This is a genomic window from Rhizorhabdus phycosphaerae, assembly GCF_011044255.1.
Classification (GTDB): domain Bacteria; phylum Pseudomonadota; class Alphaproteobacteria; order Sphingomonadales; family Sphingomonadaceae; genus Rhizorhabdus; species Rhizorhabdus phycosphaerae.
Genome location: NZ_CP049107.1, coordinates 2,686,691 through 2,709,405, shown reverse-complemented (window position 1 = coordinate 2,709,405; position 22,715 = coordinate 2,686,691). Strand labels below are relative to the sequence as shown.

Sequence of the window (22,715 nt, the reverse complement as noted above, 5' to 3'; positions counted from 1 at the left end):
CCTATGTGCTGCGCATGAATCACCCCCAGCCCGTCGCCATGCCGATTCCCGGCCACATCGATCCTGTGCCCGTTCCGCGCGATCTGAAGCCGCGCAGCGACGGCCGCATCGACCTGCTCGGCCTGTCGCGCGACGATTTGCGCATGGCGCTCGAGACCGCCCAGCTAGAGCCGCGCCAGGCCAAGCTGCGTGCGAAGCAGCTGTGGCACTGGATCTACAATCGTGGCGCCACCGACTTCGCGGTAATGACCGACATCGCCAAGGACATGCGCGTCTGGCTCGAACAGCGCTTCGTCGTCTCGCGCCCCGGCGTGGTGGAAGCGCAGGTCTCCACCGACGGCACGCGCAAATGGCTGCTCCGCTCGGACGACGGCCAGGATTACGAGATGGTGTTCATCCCCGATGCCGATCGCGGCACGCTGTGCGTGTCGAGCCAGGTGGGCTGCACGCTCAACTGCCGCTTCTGTCACACCGGGACGATGCGTCTGGTCCGCAACCTGACCCCCGGCGAGATCGTGGGACAGGTGATGCTCGCGCGCGATGCACTCGGCGAATGGCCGTCGCAGCCCGAGGGCCGGATGCTCACCAACATCGTCATGATGGGCATGGGCGAACCGCTCTACAATTTCGACAATGTCCGCGACGCGCTGAAGCTGGTGATGGACGGCGACGGGCTGGCGCTGTCGAAGCGGCGCATCACCCTGTCGACCGCCGGCGTCGTCCCGATGATGGCGCGCGCGGGCGAGGAGATCGGGGTGAATCTCGCCGTGTCGCTGCACGCGATCACCAAGGAGGTGCGCGACGAGATCGTCCCGCTCAACCGCAAATATGGCATCGAGGAACTGCTGCAGGCCTGTGCCGACTATCCGGGCGCCAACAATGCGCGCCGCATCACCTTTGAATATGTGATGCTCAAGGACAAGAACGACCGCGACGAGGACGCACATGAGCTGGTCCGCCTGATCCGCAAGTATAAGCTGCCGGCCAAGGTCAACCTGATCCCGTTCAATCCGTGGCCCGGCGCCGCCTATGACTGCTCGGAGCCCGAGCGGATCGCACGCTTTTCCGATATCATCTTCAAGGCCGGCATCTCGGCGCCGGTCCGCACCCCGCGCGGCCGCGACATCATGGCGGCCTGCGGGCAGCTCAAATCGGCGTCGGAGAAGAAGAGCCGGGCCGAGCTCGACCGCCTGGCGGCCGAGAAGCAGGCGGCACTGGGCTGATGTCTGGCGACCGCTTCGAACGGCATCGCCAGCCCTGGACCACCGACGAGGTCCAGAAGCTCCACACCCTGGCCAAGAAAGGCATGGCGCTGAAGGCCATAGCCAAGGCGCTCAAGCGGTCCGAGGAATCGACCAAGGACCGCGCGAAGGCGGACGGATTGTCGATCGCCAAACTGCGCTGAACGATCTGGCCGGCGAGCAAGGCTACGCAACCAAGCCCCGGATATTCCGCCGCTTTATTACGCTATTTTAACCAGCCGGCCTCTTGCACCCGAGGCCGCAGGACGGTTTTATGGCGCGGCTGGAGGCCCTGACCCATGTCCCTGTTCGATCGTTTTGCCGGCCATCTGTTCAAGCGCGGGGAGATGACGATCATCCTCGCTGACGGGGAAGCCCGGCATTACGGAACCCCCGATCCAGCGATCAAGCCGGTGACGATCCGTTTCATCGACCGGGGCGTGCCCGCCTTCATCGCCCGAAATCCCCATCTCCATGCCGCCGAAGCCTTCATGGAAGGGCGGCTCGTGATCGAGCAGGGCGACATCCGCGATCTGGTCGACCTCGTGCGTGTGAATGGTCGGTGGGAGGAGGGCCGGATCACGCTGCGCGGTACGTTCCGCCATCTCGTCCGCGACCGGCTGCGCGCGGCGATCCAGAGCGTCAACTGGGCGACCCGGTCCAAGTCGAACGTCGCCCATCATTATGACCTCAACGACCGGCTTTACGATCTCTTCCTCGACGCCGACCGCCAATATAGCTGCGCCTATTTCACCGGCCCCGACGTCGACCTCGACACCGCGCAGGCCGACAAGAAGGCCCATATCGCCGCCAAGCTCCACCTGAGCCCCGGTCAGCGGGTGCTGGACATCGGCTGCGGCTGGGGCGGCATGGCGCTCTACCTGAACCGTGCGGCCGGCGTGGACGTGCTCGGTATCACCCTGTCCGAGGAACAGCTGAAGGTCGCGCGGCGCCGCGCGGCGGAGGCCGGCGTCTCCGACCGGGTGAAGTTCGAGCTGATCGATTATCGTGCGCTGGAGGGGAAGTTCGACCGGATCGTGTCGGTCGGCATGTTCGAACATGTCGGCGTGCCGCAATATGAGACCTTCTTCGCCAAATGCCGCGACCTGCTGACCGAGGATGGGGTGATGCTGCTCCACACGATCGGGCGACTGGGCGTGCCCGGCAAGACCGATGCCTTCACCCTCAAATATATCTTCCCCGGCGGCTATAACCCGGCGCTGTCGGAAATCGTCGCGGCGAGCGAACCCGCCCGCATGATCGTGAGCGACGTCGAGACGCTTCGTCTTCATTACGGCATGACGCTCGACCGCTGGTACGACCGCACGGTCGCCGCCCGCGACGCGATCGTGGCGCTGTACGACGAGCGCTTCTATCGCATGTGGACCTTCTACCTCGCCGGTGCGCGTGCCGCCTTCTACCATGGCAATCTGTGCAACTATCAGATCCAATATGTCCGCAACCGGCGGACATTGCCGATCACGCGCGACTATATGATCGACACCGAGCGCCGCCTGCCGCGCTGACGCGAAAAAGGGTCCGCGCCGGAGCACGGACCCTTCTTCTTCACGGCATGACAGGCTCAGCCGCGCGGGGGCGGGGGCGGAGCATCCGGGCCGCGATCACCGCGCTTGGCCTTCCATTCGGCGCGCATCGCGTCGCGCGCGGCGCGCTGCTCGTCGGGGCTGATCGTCCCATCGCGATTGGCGTCGACCTTGTCGAACATCGCGAGCGCCGACGACTGGGCCTCGGCGAGACTGATCTTGCCGTCCTTGTTGGCGTCGGCACGACCGAACCAGAGTCCGCCGCCGCCCATCATCATGCCGCCAGGATGGCGCTTCATGCCCTTGTGGCGGCCACGCGGACCATCGCCCTCACCGGGCGGCGGGGGCGGGGGTGTCAGGAACTCATCCTTGGACACAGCGCCATTGCCGTCCTTGTCGAGCTTGGCGAACTTTTCACCACGCCGCTCCTCGCGACGCTCGGCGAACGCTTCGCGCATCTTGGTCCGGGCGGCGTCCATCTCCGCCTTGGTGACGAAGCCATCGCCATTGCTGTCGAGGCGCTTGAACATTTCGGCGACGCGCGTCTGCGCTTCTGCGCGGGTGGTGGGGGGCGGTGGCGGCCCGTCGCGGCCGGGGGCGGCAACCGCCACCCCCGCCACGAGCATGGAAGCAAGCGCCGTAGCGCCGATCAATCTTGTCCTGGTCATGTCCTGCATCCTTCCTGCGATCCAAACGTCCGAAGACGGGAAAAGGGCAGACGAACCGGCATGAACAGGGGGGAGATGCCGGTCCGTCCTGTGATGCCTTCTGGAGGGCGAAACTTGCAGCCATAGTTCTTGGCTGAAATACAAATGTCGTCGTTGAAATATTCGCATGTTCGACGGCGCTTGTCTGAACATCTGTTCAGGAAAACCTGCCCAATAGCCACTGGGCGAGGCCCATTTGCTCTTCTGCCGCGGCGCGCTCCTTTTCGTCGAGTATGCCGTCATGGTCGCGATCGACCGAGTCGAAGCGGGCACGGGCGACCGCGCGCACCTCGGCCAAGGACAAGGCGCCGTCCCCGTCTCGATCGGCGGCGCGATAGACGATATCGGCTATTCCACCCTGGCTGAGCGGCCCGTTGGCGTTGAGAGACAGCCGCACGCGTCCGTCGGACGCCTCCTCCATCATGAAAGGCTCGGGATCGCGGCGGGCGGTTAGCAGCCCTCGGGCAAGCCCGAGCGCATCGGCCGTCTCGATCCGGTCGAGCCGACCATCGCCGTTCCGGTCGGCACCGGCGAAATATTGCCCGACGGCGCTGTCGAGCCCCTCGCGCGTCATCGGCAACTGCTGCGCCTGGGACGGGGTCATCGCGACCAGCGCTCCCGCCAGTACCGACAACCGCAACCGAAGAGTGGACACCCGCAACCGCTCCGCCATGGAAGGACGCTATCAGCTTGAATGGCAGCGCCCCGCATGGCAAGGGCGCCGCGCCTTTGATGCGGCATGGAGACGATGATGAGCGACGTGAAGCGGGTGGTTCTGGCCTTTTCTGGGGGACTCGACACGAGCGTCATCCTGAAATGGCTGCAGCAGACCTACCAGTGCGAGGTCGTCACCTTCACCGCCGATCTCGGCCAGGGCGAAGAGCTCGAGCCGGCGCGCGCGAAGGCCAAGCTGATGGGCGTGCCCGATCATCACATCTTCATCGACGACCTGCGCGAGGAATTCGTGCGGGACTATGTCTTCCCGATGATGCGCTCCAACGCCCTGTATGAAGGCCTGTATCTGCTCGGCACCTCGATCGCGCGCCCGCTGATCGCCAAGCGCCAGATCGAGATCGCCCGGCAGGTCGGCGCCGACGCGGTCAGCCATGGCGCGACCGGCAAGGGCAACGACCAGGTCCGCTTCGAGCTCGGCTACTATGGCCTTGCCCCCGACATCCGCGTGATCGCGCCGTGGCGCGAATGGGACCTGACCAGCCGAACCGCGCTGATCGCCTTCGCCGAGGCGCACCAGATTCCGGTGCCCAAGGACAAGCGCGGCGAGTCGCCCTTCTCCACCGACGCCAACATGCTCCACACCTCGTCCGAGGGTAAGGTGCTCGAGGATCCGTGGGAGGAGGTGCCGGACTATGTCTATTCGCGCACGGTCAATCCCGAGGACGCCCCCGACGCGCCCGAGTTCATCACGATCGATTTCGAGCGTGGCGACGGCGTGGCGATCAACGGCGTCGGCATGAGCCCGGCGACCCTGCTCGAGACGCTCAACGACTATGGCCGCAAGCATGGCATCGGCCGCCTCGACCTGGTCGAAAACCGCTTCGTCGGCATGAAGTCGCGCGGTATGTACGAAACGCCGGGCGGCACCATCTATCACCTCGCCCATCGCGGCATCGAGCAGATCACGCTGGATCGCGGCGCCGCGCATCTCAAGGACGAGCTGGCGCCGCGCTATGCCGAGCTGATCTACAACGGCTTCTGGTTCTCGCCCGAGCGCGAGATGCTTCAGGCCGCGATCGACCACAGCCAGGAGAAGGTGACCGGGACGGTCCGGCTCAAGCTGTACAAGGGCGGCGTCTATGTCGTCGGCCGCAAGTCGCCGAACACGCTCTATTCGGAGAAGGTCGTCACCTTCGAGGACGACGCGGGCGCCTATGACCAGCGCGATGCCGCCGGCTTCATCAAGCTCAACGCGCTCAGGCTCCGCCTGCTCGGCCGCCGGGACGGTCGCTGACACCCATTGAGCGGCGCTTCCGGGCGCCGCCGACCCTCTGGGTCCATTCTACTCCGGCGCGAGATCCGTCCGGCGCAGCCCGATGATGTCGATCGGGCCTTCTCGATAGCGCCCAACCTCGACCCGACCACGCGACAATTCCTCCAGGAAGACGTCACCCTTGTCATAGGCCCAGGGGCCCAGACGGAGCAGCCAGATCGTCGGCACCGCGCGGGTCGCCGGCTCCTGCGCGATTGCGCGCAGATGATCTCGGTCGAGAGACGGAACGCCGCGCGATCCGCTGACATACCAGCTGCCCGGCGGCGGGTTCAGAGTCGGAATGGCGGTCGGGATCGGCCGACTGGGCATCGCTAGCCCCCGGTCGAGCACGGCGCGGTCGAAGGGCAGGGCACCCTCGTTCGGATAGGCGAAGAGGCGGTCGCCCGCCGAAAAGCGCGGCTGGAGCCATTCGACGGCACGGTACCAGTCGCGCTGCGGGTGCGCGCGCGTCACGGCGACCATGCCGAACTGGGCAATCAGCAGCCAGACCAGCGCGGCGGTCGGCAGCAGCCATCCCAACCTGCCATGGGTCCAGCCTATGCCCAGCCCCATCAGCAGGAGCGCCGGGGTGGCAAGCGCAGCCATCGTCCGAACGATGAACACCGGGGTGATCGTCGCCGAGATCAGCAGCGACAGGATCAGCGGCAGGAAGGCAAGGATCGCCAGCGCAGCCAGCAGCGGTCGCCCGCGCGGCATACGCCACAGGAGCGATGCGCCCAGAAGCAGCAGGATGGCCGCCGCCACGCGCATGTCATCGCGCGGTCCCGTGTAAAGCATCGTCGCGCGGCGCCACAGGTCGCGGGTCGAGAAGTGGAGCCAGGTCGCCTTGATCCATTCGGGCGCCTGATCGAGCAGGATGAACAGCGCCGGGAGCCAGACGGCGATGACGAGAAGCCCTCCTGCCGCCAGCCACAGCCAATCGGCTTTCGTCATAGCGCGGAGGCGGATCACGCAGATCAGGGCGAGGCCGAGGGCGGCTGCGTAGAGCGGCCCCAGATTGTGCAGCCACAGGATCAGAGCGGTGCAGCCGAGATAGGCCAGATAGGCCCGACCGAGGAGCGGCCGGCCCGCCTGGCGCCGTTCGGCGACATGGAGCAGGGCGAGGCAGGCCCCGGCATAGGTCAGGATCATCGCTGGATAGGGGCGAATCTCGCGGGTCATTTCGACGACCACCGGCGAGACCGCGACGACCAGCAGTGTAGCAAGCACTACAACCCTGCGATCCACGCCTGCGATCCGCGCCAGACGGGCGGCGGCCACACCGATCAGCGGCAGGCTGAGCATCCCGCAGGCCAGACCGAGCAGTCGGTGCGCGACGAGGCCCTCTCCGGCCAGCAGGGTCCAGCCGCGCAGCAGCGAATAATAGAAGGGTGGATGCGTCTCATAGCGCGGCACGATGTGCCACAGAAAATCCCAGCCCTGCGCGGCGGCATAGGCGCTATAGGCCTCGTCCAGCCACATCGGCTCGAGCCAGATACCCCAGCCACGCGCCCAGAGCGCAAGCAGGACCGCGGCCGAGACAAGCGGCCAGAAGAGGAGGCGGGCGAAAGCCGGTAGCGTCATTCTTCGGCGCATAGGCCAGTCATGCCCGCCCGCGCCAGTGGCAGACGCCGTTCGCGTCCTGAGATCGGAACAATGCCCATATTGGGCGGGTGCGCCCCGGGTCCGCATGTCATCGCTGTTACCGAGCCGCGCCAGACGGCCGACAGACTATTGGAGGGGGTGTCGATGGTGGCCATTCCGCCCGACGAACAGCCGGCACCGGCCGAACCGCTGTCGCTGCGTACCATCATCGGGCTGGCGATCCTGTCCCTGGGCTCCTTCCTCGTCGGGGCCATGCTGACCGTGGTGATCCCGGTGCTGCCCAATATCGCCCGCGAGATGGGCGGGGGCGACGTCGCGGTGGCGGTGCAGATGCTCATCGCCATGCCGATGCTGGGCCTGGTTCTCGGCGGATTCGGGGCAGGGTTTCTCTTTCGCCGCTTTCAGCCACGCACCGTCTTTCTCGGCGGGCTCGTCGCTTATGGACTGATCGGCGTGGCGGGATTCGGGCTGAGCCTGCCGCTGCTTATCGGCTCACGCCTGCTGATCGGCATCGTCGCCGCCGTCATCGCCGCCGCTTCGACGGCACTGGTCGGCGAGCGGGTACCCGAAAGGCTGCGCCCGCGCGTGCTCGGCTGGTCGGTGGCGGGAGCCGCAGCTTTGGGGATACTCGCCATGATCGCCTCGGGCAGGATCGCCGACGCCTATGGCTGGCGCACGTCCTTCCTTCTCTTTCCCGTCATCGGCGGGCTGATGTTCGCGCTGGTCGCTACCTGCTCCTCGCCCTCACCGGCCACCATAAGGGAGACGACCGTCGGCGCGCGCGACTGGCGGGGGCTCGCAGCCCTCTGGCCGGTCTTCGTCTTCGTGGTGCTGGTCAACATGACGGCGTTCACGACCAACTCCCAGTCGAGCTTCCTGCTGGCCGAGATCGGCGTCGACAGCGCGCAGGGGCGCGCGCAGATGATGGGCATCAACCAGGCGCTGATCTTCGCCACCGCGATCCTCTTTCCGGTCGCGCGCCGCCTGATCGGCATGGGCATGCTCCCGTTCGTCATATTGGGGATCATCGGCGGCGGCCTGCTGCTGTTCGCGCGGGCGCACGACATGGCGACCGCCGCGATCGGGCTGGCGCTGCTCGGAATCGGCAACGGTCTGCTCTTTCCCTATCAGAGCAATTTGCTGCTCCAGCGGGCACGTCCGGACCTCCGCGGGCAGGCGGCCGGACTGGTCGTCAGCTGCCAGTTCCTGGCCGATGCGATCAATCCGCTAATCCTGGGTCCGGTGATCATCCTGTTCGGCCTGCGCACCGCCATCGCCTGGGTGGGCATCCTCACCCTCGCCGGCTGCGCTCTCGCCCTCGTCGCCGGCCTCCGGTCGAGGGCGGCGACCCCGGCCCCGGCGGGTGTCGCCTGATCGCGACGCCCCGCCCGAACCGGCCTTCAGGCCGCCGGCAATCCGATCGACGGATTGCGCGCCGCCGCGGCGTCATTGCCCCGCGCGGCGGCTATATGTCCGTTTTCCGGATGGGTGATGACGTAGAAACGATTTTCGCGGATCGCTTCGAGCGACTGGCGTGCGACCTCCTCGGAGGTGAGGCCATCGGCGCGGATCTTCGCCAGCATCTCGCGGAACACCGGCGGAATCGGGTCGCTCTCGGCCAGGTCGGGAAGATGGGCCGGCCGCCGCTCCTCGGAGCGCTGGAAGGTTGCCAGCGTGGTTCCGGGACAGATAGCGGTCACCCCGACCGGCGGATTCGCCGCCGCCAGTTCCCGGTACAGCGTCTCGGCATAGGAGATGACCGCCGCCTTGCTGGCGCAATAGGGGCCGTTGAGCGCCACTCCGGTAAACGAGCAGACGCCCGACGCGGTGACCGCGATATGCGAATCGGCCTGTCCCATCAGGGTCGGCAGGAAAGGCTGGATCGCATGGATCACGCCGTAGAGGTTCGTGCCCAATACCCAGCGCCAGTCATTGATCGACAGCGTCGTGGCGGGGCGGCCGACCGTGGTTACCCCGGCATTGGCGATCACCAGATTGACGGTGCCGAAATGGTTCAGCACATCCCGGGCAAAGGCCTCGCTGGCATCCCAGTCGCCAATATCGAAGGCGCGCGCGAACACGTCGATGCCGCGTCCGGCAAGTTCGGCGCGCAGCGCCTCGAGCGTGTCGGCCTCGATGTCCATGATCGCCAGCCGCGCGCCCTCGGCCGCAAGCTGTTCGGCCAGTGCCCGGCCAATGCCGTTGGCCGCTCCAGTGATCACCGCCACGCGCCCTTTGAAATCCTTCATGCCGTCCTCTCGTCGCTGCTATGTTTATTCTTGATAAGATTACCATGATTGATAGGTTGTCAATCGACAGATCACCGACGGCGGCGAGAGACCGGACAGAAGCGGTGTGAAGAACGGCCGGCGGGGCTGCCGGCACAGGAGAAAGACGACGTCCTTCAGGGCGCGTCCATAGGAGGGGAAGATGAAAGCAATGAGGAGTCGAATCACGTCCGTCTTGCGCGGAGGCACCGCATTGTCGGTGGCCTTCGTCGGACTCGTTTCTGCGCCGGCGTTCGCCGAGGAGCAGGCCGATCCGGTCGCAAGCCAGGGTGGCCTCGCCGATATCATCGTCACTGCGCGCCGGCGCGCGGAGCGGGCCGAAACTGCGCCGCTGCCGATCACCGCGATCGGGGGCAAGGATATCGAGCAACGGGTGCTCACCCGGCTCAGTGCGCTCGCCGATCTCGCCCCGAACCTCAAAATCACGCAGGGATCGGGCAGCGCCAACGCCCCCGTCGTGTTCATTCGCGGCATCGGCACGCTGTCGACCACACTCTACACCGAGCCGGCCGTCGCCCTCTATGTCGACGGGGTCTACACGCCGCGCGCGACAAGTGCGGCCTTCGACCTTCCCGACCTGGAGCGCGTCGAAGTGCTGCGCGGTCCGCAGGGCACGCTGTTCGGACGCAACACGACCGGCGGCGCGATCATGCTGGTAACCCAGGCACCCACCGACGAACCGAGCGCCAAGGTCTCGATCGGCTATGGTCGCTATGACGACAAGATGCTCTCCGCCGTGCTTCAGACCGGCGCGATCGGCCAGTCCGACTGGCGCCTGAAGCTGGGCGCCAACTGGCGCCAGCGCGATGGTTGGGTGCGCACGCCCGGCCTGTCGAAATCCGACTGGGGCGGCAACGAGAAGGATCTGGGCCTAACCGCTGCGCTCGCTGGCTCGTTCGGCGATCTCGAGATCGACAACCGCTTCCGCTATGCGCGCAATGTCTCCTTCACCGCCTGGCAGGCGATCGGCGGCACGCCGGCGGCGATTACGGCCTACACCAATTCGGCGGCGGCCAATCCGTCGGGTCCGCCGCTGGTGCTCAGCCCCAAAGCGCTCGACCTCAGCTATCGCGACCCGCGCATTCAGGGCAATGCGGTGATCAAGAGCTGGGGCGACACGCTGACGCTGACCTATCCGATCGCGGAGACCGCGCAGTTCAAGTCGATCACCAACTATGCCGAGATCGATCAGCATCTGCGCAATTATCTGGGTGGCAGCTATATTCTCGGCACGGTCCTCAACCCGCGCAACCCTGCCCAGCGGGTCGAGCCCATCAGCGTCCATGCGGCGCCGACCAACCCCGGCACGCAGAAGCAGCTCAGCCAGGAGGTCCAGGTTGCGGGCGACCTCGCCGACTTCGAATATGTGCTGGGTCTCTATTATTGGTGGGAGAAGGTGAACGAGAACGTCACCACAGTCCTCAACTCACCGGTGGGCGCGGCGTGGATCCGTCTCGACCGCAGCGTGACCTATGAGCAGACCACCAAGTCCTACGCGGCCTTCGGCGAGGTGAAGTGGAAGCCCGCTTCGCTCGACGAGAAGCTCGAGGTGACCGTCGGCGGCCGCTACACCAAGGACAAGCGCGACATCGCCACCGGCATCGTCCAGACGACGACCACCACCACGACCACCAACCAGGTCGGCAAGAATGACTGGAGCAATTTCGGCTATAGCGGATCGATCAGCTATCGCTGGGTTCCTGGCTTCATGACCTATGGCCGGATCGCCTCGAGCTTCCGCGCGGGCGGTTTCAACGCCCTCGCACCAGGATCGCCAGGCTGGGATCCCGAAAAAGCGATCACCTACGAACTGGGCTGGAAGCTGACCGCACTCAACCGCCATCTGCGGCTGGACGGCAACGTCTTCCAGATCGATTACGACAATCTGCAGGTCAACCAGTTCAACAGCGTGACCCGCACCAACTTCATCGTCAACGCGGCCAAGGCGCGCTACCGCGGCTTCGAACTCGAAGGCGCGCTGCTGCTGGGCGAACATGTCCAGCTGGACGGCAATGTCGGCTATGTCGATCCGAAATATAAGGAATATAACCAGATCGTCGGCGGCGTGGTGACCAATGTCGGCTCGACCGCCCATTTCGCCTATCTCAGCAAATGGTCGACCCATGTCGGCGCGCAGGTAAAGACCTCGCCCATGCCGATGGGAGTGGCGACGTTCCGCGTCGATTATTCGACCAAGAGCAGCGCGCGTCTGGCGGTGATCGACTCACTGGCTCCAACCCTGCAGGGGTTCCGGACCGGAACTCAGAAAGAACTGTCCGCACGGGTGATCCTGTCCGACATCCCCGCTGGCGATAATGTGAAGCTGACCGCCCAGCTGTTCGGCGAGAATCTGACCAACAACCGTTACTATAGCTTCGCGACCGACTTCGGATCGCTGGCGACGGCGATCTTCAACCGGCCCCGGACATGGGGCGCGAGGCTGACCGCCGAATTCTGATCGGCGACCAGTCGGAGACCGAGGGCCGCTTCCGCTTGCGGGGGCGGCCCTTCTCATCCCGGTCGCGGAACTATCGATCATTCTGGACATTCTTTTCCAATCCGCTCCCCGGTGGCGCGGCTGAAGCCGGTATATATGCTGGCTCCCATGATCGGTCCGCTGCGGCTAAGCCGCCGGCGCAGACCTGTCATGGGCTGACGTCGTTGGGGGAAGCATGCCGAGATCGGAACAGTTGAGCCGCGAACAGCTGCTTGAACGGCAGGCTTTCCAGCTCGCCTTCCTCGACACGCTGCGCGAGATCAACGACGCACAGGCTATTCTCGACACGGCCTCGCGGATGCTGGCGGACAGGCTGGGCGCCGACCGCTGCGGCTTCGCTTCGCTGGCTGTGGACGGCGGCCTCAGCCGGATTGACGCCGATTCGGGAGGGCGGCTGGAAAATCTCCAGGGGCGGCTCCGGCCGATGGAGGGCTATGGCGAGGCTCTGATGGCCGAACTTCGGGTCGGGCGCACTCTGATCCTCGACGATGTTACGACCCATCCGCTGAGCGCCGGTCATGACGAAAGCTGGGCGGCCATCGACACGCGCGCAGCGATCATTTGCCCGATCATGCGCAACGGACAGCTCGACAGCCTGCTTTATGTGAACATGCAGCGGCCCCGGGCCTGGGAAACCGTCGAAGTTTCCCTGGTCGAGGACGTTGCGCTGCGGATCCGCGAAGCTGCCGACCGCGTGCGCAGCGAAGAGGCGCTGCGGATGAGCGAGCATCGCTATCGCAGCCTGTTCAATTCGATCGATGCCGGCTTCTGCGTCATCGAGGTCATATTCGGCGACCGCGGCGAGGCGCTCGACTATCGCTTCCTCGAGGTGAACGAATCCTTCGAGCATTATACCGGCGTAGCCAATGCTGCGGGCCGATCGATGCGGGAGATCGCACCGAACCACGAGCAACATTGGTTCGACCTCTATGGAGAGGTGGCGCGCTCCGGCAAGACCGCGCGGCTGGAGCTTCCGGCCAAGGCGCTTGAGGACCGATGGTATCTTGTCAGCGCCTACCGGATCGACGATCCGGCGAAACATCATGTGGCAGTGCTGTTCTACGACATCACCGAGCGGCGGCACACGGAACGCGCGCTGGAGCGCAGCCGCGAGGAACTGGAACTGGCCACGAAGGCAGCCCGCCTCGGCCGGTTCGACTATCGCCCGGTCGAGCAGACGCTGAAGTGGGATGACCGCTGCCGGGAATTGTTCGGCCTGCCGCCGGGTGCCGCCGTGTCCTATGAATCGACCTTTCTGGGAGGGCTCCATCCGGAGGACCGCGAGAGGGCACATGCCGCCGTCGTCGCGTCGCTCGATCCCGACGGCAACCACGAGTTCGAGGTCGAGTATCGGACCATCGGCATCGAAGACGGCAAGTTGCGCCACATCGCCGCGCATGGCCTGGCGTTCTTCGACGGCCGAAGGCCGGTCCGTCTGATCGGAACGGTGCAGGACATCACCCGCGACCGGCTGGCCAATGCCGCGATGCGCGAGGTGGAAGAGCGCCTGCGCCTTGCCGGGCGCGCCACCAACGACGCGGTCTGGGACTGGGATTTCCGGACGAACATGGTGATCTGGAACGAGGCGCTCGAGCGCGCCTATGGACACAGGCTGACCGAAGTAGAACCGACCGGGGAATGGTGGCTGGGAAGCATCCACCCCGAGGACCGGGACCGGATCGACCGCAGCATCCATGCGGTGATCGATTCCTCGGGCACCGACTGGAGCGACGAATATCGCTTCGCCCGCGCCGATGGCAGCTATGCCGACGTGCTCGATCGCGGATATGTTCTCCGCGACGCTGCGGGAACGCCGATCCGCATGGTGGGCGCCATGCAGGACGTCTCGGCGCGCAAGGCCGTCGAGCGTCAGCTTCACCGCGAAAAGATCGGACTGCAGGCCGAGGTCGCGGCGACGGCGGCCGAGCGCGACCGCGCCGAGGAGGCGTTGCGCCAGTCACAGAAGATGGAGGCGGTCGGACAGCTGACGGGAGGCCTCGCGCATGATTTCAACAATCTGCTGACCGGTATCTCCGGTGCGCTGGAGATGATGCAAATCCGCATCGCCCAGGGCCGCGTCTACGAGCTGGAGAAATATTCGATCGCCGCGCAGGGCGCGGTCAAGCGCGCGGCCGCTCTAACGCACCGCCTGCTCGCCTTCTCGCGGCGACAGACGCTCGATCCCAAACCGACCGACGTGAACCGGCTGATCTTCGACCTGGAGGACCTGATCCGGCGCACGGTCGGGCCGGCTGTTGCCGTCGAGACGGTCGGCAAGGCGGGTCTGTGGACGACCCTGGTGGACCCCAACCAGCTCGAGAACGCGATCATCAATCTCTGCATCAACGCGCGCGACGCGATGCCGCAGGGGGGACGGATCACGATAGAGACCGCCAACAAGTGGCTCGACGAGCGCGCCGCCCGCGAGCGCGACCTGGAAGCCGGGCAGTATGTTTCGATCTGCGTGACGGATACCGGCACGGGCATGGCTCCGGACATTGCGGCGCGCGCCTTCGATCCCTTCTTCACCACCAAACCCATGGGGGAGGGGACCGGGCTCGGCCTTTCGATGATCTATGGCTTCGCGCGACAGTCGGGAGGACAGGTCCGCATCTACACCGAGATCGGGTTGGGCACGACGATGTGCATCTACCTGCCGCGGCATGCGGAAGCCGCGCCTGCCGATGGCGACGTCGCACCGCAACCTACCGCGCCGCTGGCTGAAGCCGAGCGCGGAGCGGGATGCGTGCTGGTGGTCGACGACGAACCGACCGTGCGAATGCTGGTCGTCGAAGTGGTCGAGGAGCTCGGCTACAATGTCGTCGAGGCGGCCGACGGCGCCGGCGCGCTGGCAGCCGTCCACGCCACCCCGCATATCGACCTGCTCATCACCGATGTCGGGCTTCCCGGCGGGATGAACGGTCGGCAGGTGGCGGACGCCGCGCTGGTGCTCCGTCCCGATCTCCGGGTGCTGTTCATGACCGGATATGCCGAGAATGCCGTGATCGGCAATGGCCAGCTGGCCCCGAACATGGCCCTGCTCACCAAGCCCTTCCCGATGGACATGCTCGCCGCCCGGATTCAGGAGATCATGGCTGACCGGGCGGGCTGAGGCACGGATCAGGCGAGAATGCGGACCGGGATCGCTTTGGACGCAGGCGTCCCCGAGGCACCGTCATGGCGCGACAGCGGCGAGAGCGGATTGAGCTCGGGGAAATAGCCCGCGATGGCACCGCGCGGCAGATCATAGGGGATGACGGCGAGCCCCTCGACCGAGCGGGCGATTCCGTCCGCCGCATCGCCGACCAGGGCTACCCGCTGCCCCTTCTTCAGGCCCAGCGCCGCCATATCGGCAGGTGCCATCATCACGATCATGCGATCGCCCTCTATGCCGCGCAACCGGTCAGACATGCCATAGACCGTGGTGTTGAACTGGTCGTTCGAGCGCAGCGTGATCAGCCGGAAGCGGCCGGGCCGGTCGACGAGGTCGGCAGCATCAAGCGAGCCGGGGATGGTGAACTGCGCCTTGCCGCTCTCGGTCTTCCAGATCCGGTCATGCGCGCTGTTACCGCGATAAAAGCCGCCGGGCTCGTTCATGCGCCGGTTCATGTCGGCGAACTGATCGGGCCAGGTGCGCGCGATCAGGTCGCGGATGCGGCCATAATCTGCGACCCACGCATCCCATGGCAGCGTGTCGCGCGGCTCCAGCGTCGCCTTGGCCAGGCCGGCGACGATCGCGACCTCGGAAAGTAGATGGGGGCTGGCCGGGGTCCGCCGCCCGATCGAACCGTGAATATGGCTGAAACTGTCCTCCATGCTCACCTGTTGCGGTCCGCCGGCCTGTATGTCTTCCTCTGCCCGCACGAGACAGGGCAGAAGCCAGCTGGATCGTCCAGGTATCAGATGGGTGCGATTGAGCCGGGTTGCGACATGGACGGTGAGCTCCATCCCTCCCCACGCCCGGGCCACCCGGTCCTGATCCGGCACCGCCCGTACCAGATTGCCGCCGAGACCGATGAAGGCCTTGGCCTCGCCGGCCAGCAGCGCTTCGAGAAACTCGACTGTGTTGTGACCCTTCTGCATCGGGGCTTCGAACCCGAACAGCTCCCGATAGGCGTCGTTGGGGGCCAGTTCTGGCTTCTCGGTAATTCCGACCGTGCGCTGCCCCTGGACGTTGCTATGCCCCCGGATCGGCTGACAGCCTGCGCCCTTGCGGCCGATATTGCCACGCAACAGGAGCAGGTTGACGAGGGCGCCGATGGCATCCGACCCATGGACATGCTGGGTAAGGCCCATGCCATAGATGCCGATAACCCGCTCGGACGCGGCATAGATCGCGCCGGCCGTCTCCAGCTCGGCGCGACCGACCCCCGACTGCCTTTCCAGCTCGGCCCAGTCGCTCTGTTCGACGAAGCGGAGCCAGTCGGCGAGACCATGGCAATGCTCTTCCAGAAAGGCCCGGTCGAGCACACCGGGACCGCCCCGCGCGCGATCCTCTGCGTCGAGCGCGAGCACATGCTTGGCGACGCCGGTCAACGCGGCAATGTCGCCGCCCGGGCGGACCTGCACATAATGACTCGCGATCGGCGTCGATCGGCCGAGCGCCATGTCGACCGGGCTCTGGGGATCGGCGAAGGCGATCAGGCCCTTTTCCTTGAGCGGATTGAACGCGACGATGCGACAGCCGCGGTCCACCGCATCCTTCAGGGGATGCAGGATGCGCGGCGAATTGGTGCCGGGGTTCTGGCCCACGTAGAAGATCGCGTCGCAATGGGCGAGGTCGTCGAAGGTGCAGGTGCCCACCGGGGTCCCCAGCACCGTCTTGAGCGCCACCGACGTCGTCTCGTGGCACATGTTCGAGCTGTCGGGCAGATTATTGTGCCCATAGAGACGGGCAAACAATGCGTAGAGGTAGGAGGCTTCGAGCGCAGCCTTTCCCGACGCGTAAAAGGTCGCGGACCGGGGCTCCAGCCGCCGCAGCTCGGCCCCGATCGCGGAAAAGGCCTCGTCCCAATCGGTCTCGACATAGCGGTCGGTGGCCGCATCATAGCGCATCGGATGGGTGAGCCGGCCCACCCGCTCGAGATCATAGTCCGACCAGCGCGCCAGCTCCGCGACCGGATGAGCCGCGAAGAAGGCGGGGGTGCAGCGATCGGTGGTGAGGTCCCAGAGGGTGGCTTTCGCACCATTCTCGCAAAATTCCACGAGCCCGGGATTGGGCACCTTGGTCCAGGCGCAGGAGGTGCACATCGTCCCCCCCGGTTTGTTGAGCCCGGCGAGCGTGTCGAGCGCCGCCAGCCCGGCACCGGACGTCTTCAGCGTCCCGATCATGCCCCGTACCGAACCCCAGCCGCCGACGGCGCCCCGATACTCCACGGCGACGAGGGGGTTGAGCGCACCGGGACGGATTTCCTTCTCCATGTCGAACCTGGTCCTTCGTCGGGCGGCAGACCGCCGCATGAGAGAGCCCCTCCCTCGGTCGGGGACGACGGCTGAACCGGCCGCGCCGCCGGCGGGTTCCGGCCGTGCCGTGCCGAGACACTAACTGTTCCTTTGGGCAGGACAAGGCGCTGAACCAACGCCGCGATCGCGCGTTCAGACCGCGCCAGCCCTTATGGCCTTGTTATGCAGCGAGGATATGTGACGCACGATCGTTCGGACATGCCCCCCGGCAGCCCTGCCCCGCTGCAGAGCGCGGGCGCCAATCCGGACATGCGCGACGAGCATAACGCGATCTTCTTCGCCGCCGTGCGGGCGACGCGCATGCCGATGATCGTCACCGACCCGCATGCGCCGGACCATCCGATCGTCTTCGCCAACCCGGCCTTCCTCAACATGACCGGCTACACGCCGGAGGAGTTGCTTGGGAAAAATTGCCGGCTGATGCAGGGCCCGGACACCGATCGGGATACCGTCGCCGAAGTACGCCGCGCGATCGCCGAACGCCGTGAAACCGCCGTCGAAATTCTCAACTACAAGAAGAGCGGCGCGAGCTTCTGGAACGCGCTGTTCGTGTCGCCCGTGTTCGACCGCGACGGCAAGCTCATCTACTATTTCGGCTCGCAACTCGACGTCAGCCGTCGTCGCGACGCCGAGGATGCGCTGCGGCAGGCGCAGAAGATGGAGGCGATCGGCCAGCTCAGCGGCGGGATCGCGCATGACTTCAACAATCTGCTGACGGTCATCCAGGGCTTCTCCGACATATTGAAGAACCGGCTCGAACAGCCCGACGGCTTCGACTTTTCCAGGGCGCGCCGTCAGGTGGAGGCCATTTCGCAGGCGGCCGAACGCGGTAGTTCGCTCACCCAGCAGATGCTCGCCTTCGCGCGCAAGCAGCGCCTCGAGGGCAGGATCATCAACGTCAACGAGATGATCGAGCAGCTGATGCCCGTCATCGAGCGCACGCTGCCCGACCAGATCTCGGTCGAACGCCGGCTGTCCGACCATGCTTGCAACGCGCGCATCGACACCACCCAGGCCGAGCTGGCGCTATTGAACGTCGTGATCAATGCGCGCGACGCCATGCCGGCTGGCGGTAAGATTTCCATCGAGACGGCGACAGTGGCCATCCGCGACGGCAGCGTCACGCTGGCCCAGCTGCCGCCGGGCCATTATGCGCAGGTGACGATCAGCGACACCGGCACCGGCATGAGCCCCGATATCCTCGAGCGGGTGACCGAGCCGTTCTTCACCACCAAGGAGCAGGGCAAGGGAACCGGGCTCGGCCTGTCGATGGTCTACGGTTTCGCGCGCCAGTCGGGCGGCGCCCTGCTCGTCGAGTCGGACGAAGGCTCCGGCACCAAGGTTCGGCTTCTCTTCCCCTGCGAGGACGGGCCTGTCGAGCCCGAGGGTACCCGGCCAGCGCGGCGCGGCGAGCGGTCACGCGGCGCCGAAACGATCCTGCTGGTCGAGGACCAGTCCGACGTGGCGGCCTATGCTCAGGACGTACTGGAGGAGTTCGGCTACCAGATTTTGCGCGCGTCCAACGGGGTGGAGGCACTTCAGATCCTCGAGGGCACCGAGGACATCGACATGCTGTTCACCGACCTGATCATGCCGGGACGGCTCAACGGGGTTCAGCTGGCCCGCGAAGCGCGGCGCCGGCGTCAACACATCAAGGTCCTGCTGACCACCGGCTATGCCGAGACTGCCATGGAGCGGATCGACGTCAGGGCCGACGAGTTCGATATCCTCAACAAGCCCTATCGGCGCTCGGAGCTCGCGACCAAGGTGCGAATCGTCATGGACGGGCCGACCGGAGTCGGCTGACCCCGCAACACGGATTAGCTGGCGAGCGCGAAGGCCAGATCGGGATCATCGGACCTTGGGATCGCCTCCTGCCGGGCTGCGGCGGGATGCGCCCCGGTCAGCGGGCGGGTCTCGACATTGCGGGTCCGGAACGTCGAGACTAGTTCCTTGAGCGCGGTCGCGTCGCCGGCAAGGCTGGTCGTGGCGGCCGTGGACTGTTCCACCATCGCGGCGTTCTGCTGGGTCATCTGGTCCATCAGCTGCATGCCCTGGGTCAGATGCTGGAGATGGCTGGCCTGCTCGTCCGCGGCGTCGGCGATCTCGGACACGAGCCGCCGGATCGCGGTCATCTGATCCTCGATATTCTTCAGGCGTACGCCGGTCTCGCCGACCAATTCGACGCCACGCCCAACATGCTCCGAGCCGGTATCGATCAATATCTTCACCTTGCTGGCGGCATCGGCCGAGCGTTGCGCCAGGGCACGAACCTCGTTCGCGACCACGGCGAAGCCGGCACCGGCACTGCCCGCCCGCGCCGCTTCGACCCCGGCATTCAGCGCTAGGAGATTGGTCTGGAAGGCGATTCCGTCGATCATCTCGGCGATCGCGGCGATCTGTCGGGAGGACGATTCGATCGCGCTCATCGCCTCGATCGCACTGCCGACGACGGCCTCCCCCTCGTCGACCTTTGCGCACGCCAGTGTCACGCTGCTCTGCGCTGTCGCCGCGCTGACCGCCGTCTGGCGGACATTGCCGCTCAACTGCTCCATGGTCGAGGCCGTCTCCGCGAGGCTCGTCGCCTGCCGCTCGTTGCGGTTGGCGAGATCGCTGGAGGCGGTGCTGAGTTCCGACAGGTTGCGCATCACCGACGAGGCGCCGGCCCTTACCGCCCGCATCGCCTCGGCCAGCCCATCGACCGCCCGGTTATAATTGTGCCGCAATTCCTCATATTCGACGGGGAAAGGCTCGGAGAGCTTATGCTCGAGGTCGCGTCGGGCGAGGTGCGAGAGCCCCACGGACAGCGAATCGACGACGACCGCGCGTTCCTGCTCGGCCCGGCGCCGGTCCAGGCCGGACGTGCGAAATCCCTCGGTCGCCTCGGCCATGATACCGATCTCGTCGCCCCGATCGAGATAGGCATCCATCGTCACGCCGAAGTCGCCGCCTGCCATCATCCGCATCGCCTGGGCGGCATCGTTGATCGGGTCGATGATCCGGTTCTGGACAAAGCCGGAAGCGCGCAGAATGGCGATGATGACCGCTCCGGAGAGAAGTGCGACGACAAGCAGCGCAAGGGCCACAATGATGCCATGCCGCCGATCGCTGGCAGCCCGGTATGTCTTGGACAGATCGACCAGCCGCAGAACCTCCGCATTCTGCCGTCGATAGGCCTCGGTGAGCGGCCCCTTCTGCAAGGCGATGAGGGCGGCGCTGTCGCGGCGGGCCAAGGCAGGCAGGAACTGGCGGTCCACCGCCATCCAGAAAAGGTCGGCCCTGCGAATCGTTTCGTCGAGCGCCGGACGCAGTTCCTCCGGCACGGGCGCGTCGTGCCAATAGGCCTTCCGGGCCAGGAACTCGGCGCGCAGCGTGGAGAGGCGAGACAGCTGCTCCCTTGTATCCACGGGATCGTCCGCCATGAGCGTGGCGACCAGATAGGGCTCCACCACGAAGGCGGGCGGCGGCAGGATATCCGCCAGCATCTCGTCCTGCAGCGAATTGGCGCGCGACATCGGCCCGCCGAGTCGGATTTGCGCGATGACGACGCCGATCAGGAGCAGGGCGCCGATGACCAGGGCGACCAGGAGACGACGTGCCGACGAGACTTGTGTGCTGAGCATCGCGGTGTTCCATCCGCTGTCCGAGAGCAGGCCCCTTATGCCTAACGGTCGTTAATCCCTGGTTGGCGTTGCGGCTGTGCACGGGGAATTCGCTTTGCGGATACTACTTGCGGAACGACCATCCCGAAAACCGATCATTAACCATCCTCTAACCCGTTGCGGGCATGACCGGGCGAACCGAAGCTGGGGATAGACGATGGCCCGCGCCACCAATCATGTCGACGTCGCGATCATAGGAGCGGGGCCGGCGGGCCTGACGGCGGGCTATCTGCTCGGCAAGCAGGGCTTCACCGTTACCCTCGTCGAAAAGGATCCGCATCAGGTGGGCGGGATCAGCCGCACCGTCGAGCATCGCGGCTTTCGCTTCGACATCGGCGGCCACCGCTTCTTTTCCAAGTCGCGCGAAGTGGTGGACCTCTGGAACGAACTGCTGCCCGACGACTTCATCGAGCGGCCGCGGATGAGCCGCATCTTCTATCGCGGCAAATTCTACAGCTATCCGCTGCGCGCATTCGAGGCGCTGCGCAATCTGGGCCTGATCCAGTCGACCTTGTGCATGGCGAGCTTCTTCCGCTGGAAACTGTTTCCGCACCGCGAGGTGCGCAGCTTCGAGCAATGGGTGGTGAACCAGTTCGGTTCGCGGCTGTTCGGCATCTTCTTCAAGACCTACACCGAGAAGGTCTGGGGCATGCCCTGCAGCGAGATGTCGGCCGACTGGGCGGCGCAACGCATCAAGGGCCTGAGCCTCGGCAAGGCCGTGCTCGACGGCATCCGCCGCTCGCTGGGCCTGAACCGCAGACCGAATGATGGGATGCAGGCGAAGACGCTCCTCGAAAGCTTCCGCTATCCGCGCAAGGGCCCGGGCATGATGTGGGACGCCGCGCGCGACCGCATCCTGGAGCAGGGCAATTGCCTGTTGATGGGGCACAGGCTGCACCAGCTGTCCTGGGACGAGACCGCCGGCCTCTGGCGCATCGCCGCCATGGACGAAGCCGGACGACTGAGCCTGATGACCGCCGACCATGTGATCAGCTCGGCCCCGATGCGCGAGCTCGCCACGCGCCTCCACCCGCTGCCCGAGAGCCTGCCGCAGGCAATGTCGCTGAACTATCGCGACTTCCTGACGGTGGCTCTGATGATCCGGTCCGAGGATCTGTTCCCCGACAACTGGATCTACATTCATGACGACCGGGTGAAGGTCGGCCGCATCCAGAATTTCCGCAGCTGGTCGCCCGAGATGGTGCCCGACCCTGCGCTCGCCTGCGTCGGCCTCGAATATTTCTGCTTCGAAGGCGACGGCCTTTGGTCCTCGTCCGACGAGGCACTGGTCGAACTGGCGAAGCGCGAGCTGGCCGAACTGGGCCTGTGCGAACCGCAGCAGGTCGTCGGGGGCGCAGTGGTACGCCAGGAGAAGGCCTATCCAGTCTATGACGATGCCTATGCCGACAATGTCGCGGCCGTTCGCACCGAACTGGAGAGCCGCTATCCGACGTTGCACTTCGTCGGCCGCAACGGCATGCATCGCTACAATAATCAGGACCATGCGATGATGACGGCGATGCTGACCGCGCGGAACATCGCCGCCGGCACACGCCGTCATGACGTGTGGTCGGTCAACGAGGATGCCGAATATCACGAGGCCGGACGCGAGGGCGAGGAGGCTCTGGCGGATGCGGCCGGCGTGAAGGCCGCGCTCGGTTCGGAACGGCAGGTGCCCACACGTCTTGCCGGCCGCAAGGCCGCCTGATCGCGGCCGCACC

General features: G+C 65.8%; 15 protein-coding genes. 9 read left to right on the top strand and 6 right to left on the bottom strand.

Features of this window, described 5'->3' with window-relative positions:
* The first annotated feature begins 14 nt into the window (after positions 1 to 14).
* The 3 genes from rlmN (at position 15) to G6P88_RS12575 (ending at position 2,767) form a co-directional block, all read left to right on the top strand.
* Positions 15 to 1,223: a dual-specificity RNA methyltransferase RlmN gene (rlmN, locus tag G6P88_RS12585; RefSeq protein WP_226946549.1), complete on the top strand. Its 1,209-nt coding sequence runs from the start codon at positions 15 to 17 to the stop codon at positions 1,221 to 1,223.
* Complete coding sequence (locus tag G6P88_RS12580; RefSeq protein WP_165323471.1) at positions 1,223 to 1,405, top strand: hypothetical protein; 183 nt, start codon at positions 1,223 to 1,225, stop codon at positions 1,403 to 1,405. Before rlmN ends, G6P88_RS12580 begins: the two co-directional genes overlap by 1 nt.
* A 135-nt stretch (positions 1,406 to 1,540) precedes the next feature.
* Positions 1,541 to 2,767 carry an SAM-dependent methyltransferase gene (locus G6P88_RS12575; protein ID WP_165323470.1) on the top strand — a complete coding sequence of 409 codons (1,227 nt, stop codon included), beginning with the start codon at positions 1,541 to 1,543 and terminating at the stop codon, positions 2,765 to 2,767.
* Positions 2,768 to 2,823: 56 nt separating this feature from the next.
* On the opposite strand, the gene G6P88_RS12570 is transcribed toward G6P88_RS12575, so the two are convergent.
* Positions 2,824 to 3,453, bottom strand: coding sequence for an EF-hand domain-containing protein (locus tag G6P88_RS12570; RefSeq protein ID WP_165323469.1), 630 nt, complete (start codon positions 3,451 to 3,453; stop codon positions 2,824 to 2,826).
* 196 nt (positions 3,454 to 3,649) lie between these two features.
* On the bottom strand, positions 3,650 to 4,165 hold the full coding sequence (locus G6P88_RS12565) for an EF-hand domain-containing protein (RefSeq protein ID WP_226946548.1): 516 nt from the start codon (positions 4,163 to 4,165) through the stop codon (positions 3,650 to 3,652).
* Between the two features lie 78 nt (positions 4,166 to 4,243).
* Here G6P88_RS12565 and G6P88_RS12560 point away from each other — a divergent pair, with 78 nt between their 5' ends.
* A complete protein-coding gene (locus G6P88_RS12560) occupies positions 4,244 to 5,461 on the top strand; it encodes an argininosuccinate synthase (protein ID WP_165325166.1) in 1,218 nt (405 codons plus the stop codon).
* 48 nt (positions 5,462 to 5,509) lie between these two features.
* On the opposite strand, the gene G6P88_RS12555 is transcribed toward G6P88_RS12560, so the two are convergent.
* Entirely contained in the window at positions 5,510 to 7,063 is a 1,554-nt protein-coding gene (locus G6P88_RS12555; RefSeq protein WP_165323468.1) for a glycosyltransferase family 39 protein, read from the bottom strand.
* A 165-nt stretch (positions 7,064 to 7,228) separates the two neighbouring features.
* Between G6P88_RS12555 and G6P88_RS12550 the strand changes: the two genes are divergently transcribed.
* Entirely contained in the window at positions 7,229 to 8,458 is a 1,230-nt protein-coding gene (locus tag G6P88_RS12550) for an MFS transporter (RefSeq protein ID WP_165323467.1), read from the top strand.
* A 26-nt stretch (positions 8,459 to 8,484) separates the two neighbouring features.
* On the opposite strand, the gene G6P88_RS12545 is transcribed toward G6P88_RS12550, so the two are convergent.
* Positions 8,485 to 9,333, bottom strand: coding sequence for an SDR family NAD(P)-dependent oxidoreductase (locus G6P88_RS12545; RefSeq protein ID WP_165323466.1), 849 nt, complete (start codon positions 9,331 to 9,333; stop codon positions 8,485 to 8,487).
* Positions 9,334 to 9,547: 214 nt separating this feature from the next.
* Here G6P88_RS12545 and G6P88_RS12540 point away from each other — a divergent pair, with 214 nt between their 5' ends.
* Together G6P88_RS12540 and G6P88_RS12535 are read left to right on the top strand one after the other, a co-directional pair.
* On the top strand, positions 9,548 to 11,830 hold the full coding sequence (locus G6P88_RS12540; RefSeq protein WP_206335756.1) for a TonB-dependent receptor: 2,283 nt from the start codon (positions 9,548 to 9,550) through the stop codon (positions 11,828 to 11,830).
* Between the two features lie 214 nt (positions 11,831 to 12,044).
* Positions 12,045 to 14,981: a PAS domain-containing protein gene (locus G6P88_RS12535; RefSeq protein WP_165323464.1), complete on the top strand. Its 2,937-nt coding sequence runs from the start codon at positions 12,045 to 12,047 to the stop codon at positions 14,979 to 14,981.
* A gap of 8 nt (positions 14,982 to 14,989) precedes the next feature.
* Here G6P88_RS12535 and G6P88_RS12530 read toward each other — a convergent pair whose 3' ends face one another.
* Complete coding sequence (locus G6P88_RS12530) at positions 14,990 to 17,290, bottom strand: FdhF/YdeP family oxidoreductase (RefSeq protein ID WP_165323463.1); 2,301 nt, start codon at positions 17,288 to 17,290, stop codon at positions 14,990 to 14,992.
* 204 nt (positions 17,291 to 17,494) lie between these two features.
* Here G6P88_RS12530 and G6P88_RS12525 point away from each other — a divergent pair, with 204 nt between their 5' ends.
* Positions 17,495 to 19,138 carry a histidine kinase famiy protein gene (locus G6P88_RS12525; protein WP_226946547.1) on the top strand — a complete coding sequence of 548 codons (1,644 nt, stop codon included), beginning with the start codon at positions 17,495 to 17,497 and terminating at the stop codon, positions 19,136 to 19,138.
* Between the two features lie 14 nt (positions 19,139 to 19,152).
* On the opposite strand, the gene G6P88_RS12520 is transcribed toward G6P88_RS12525, so the two are convergent.
* The gene (locus G6P88_RS12520) at positions 19,153 to 20,955 is read right to left on the bottom strand and encodes a methyl-accepting chemotaxis protein (RefSeq protein WP_165323462.1); all 1,803 of its coding nucleotides are present in this window, start codon (positions 20,953 to 20,955) and stop codon (positions 19,153 to 19,155) included.
* 196 nt (positions 20,956 to 21,151) lie between these two features.
* On the opposite strand from G6P88_RS12520, the gene G6P88_RS12515 reads away from it, so the two are divergent.
* Entirely contained in the window at positions 21,152 to 22,702 is a 1,551-nt protein-coding gene (locus G6P88_RS12515) for an NAD(P)/FAD-dependent oxidoreductase (protein WP_165323461.1), read from the top strand.
* Positions 22,703 to 22,715 lie beyond the last annotated feature (13 nt).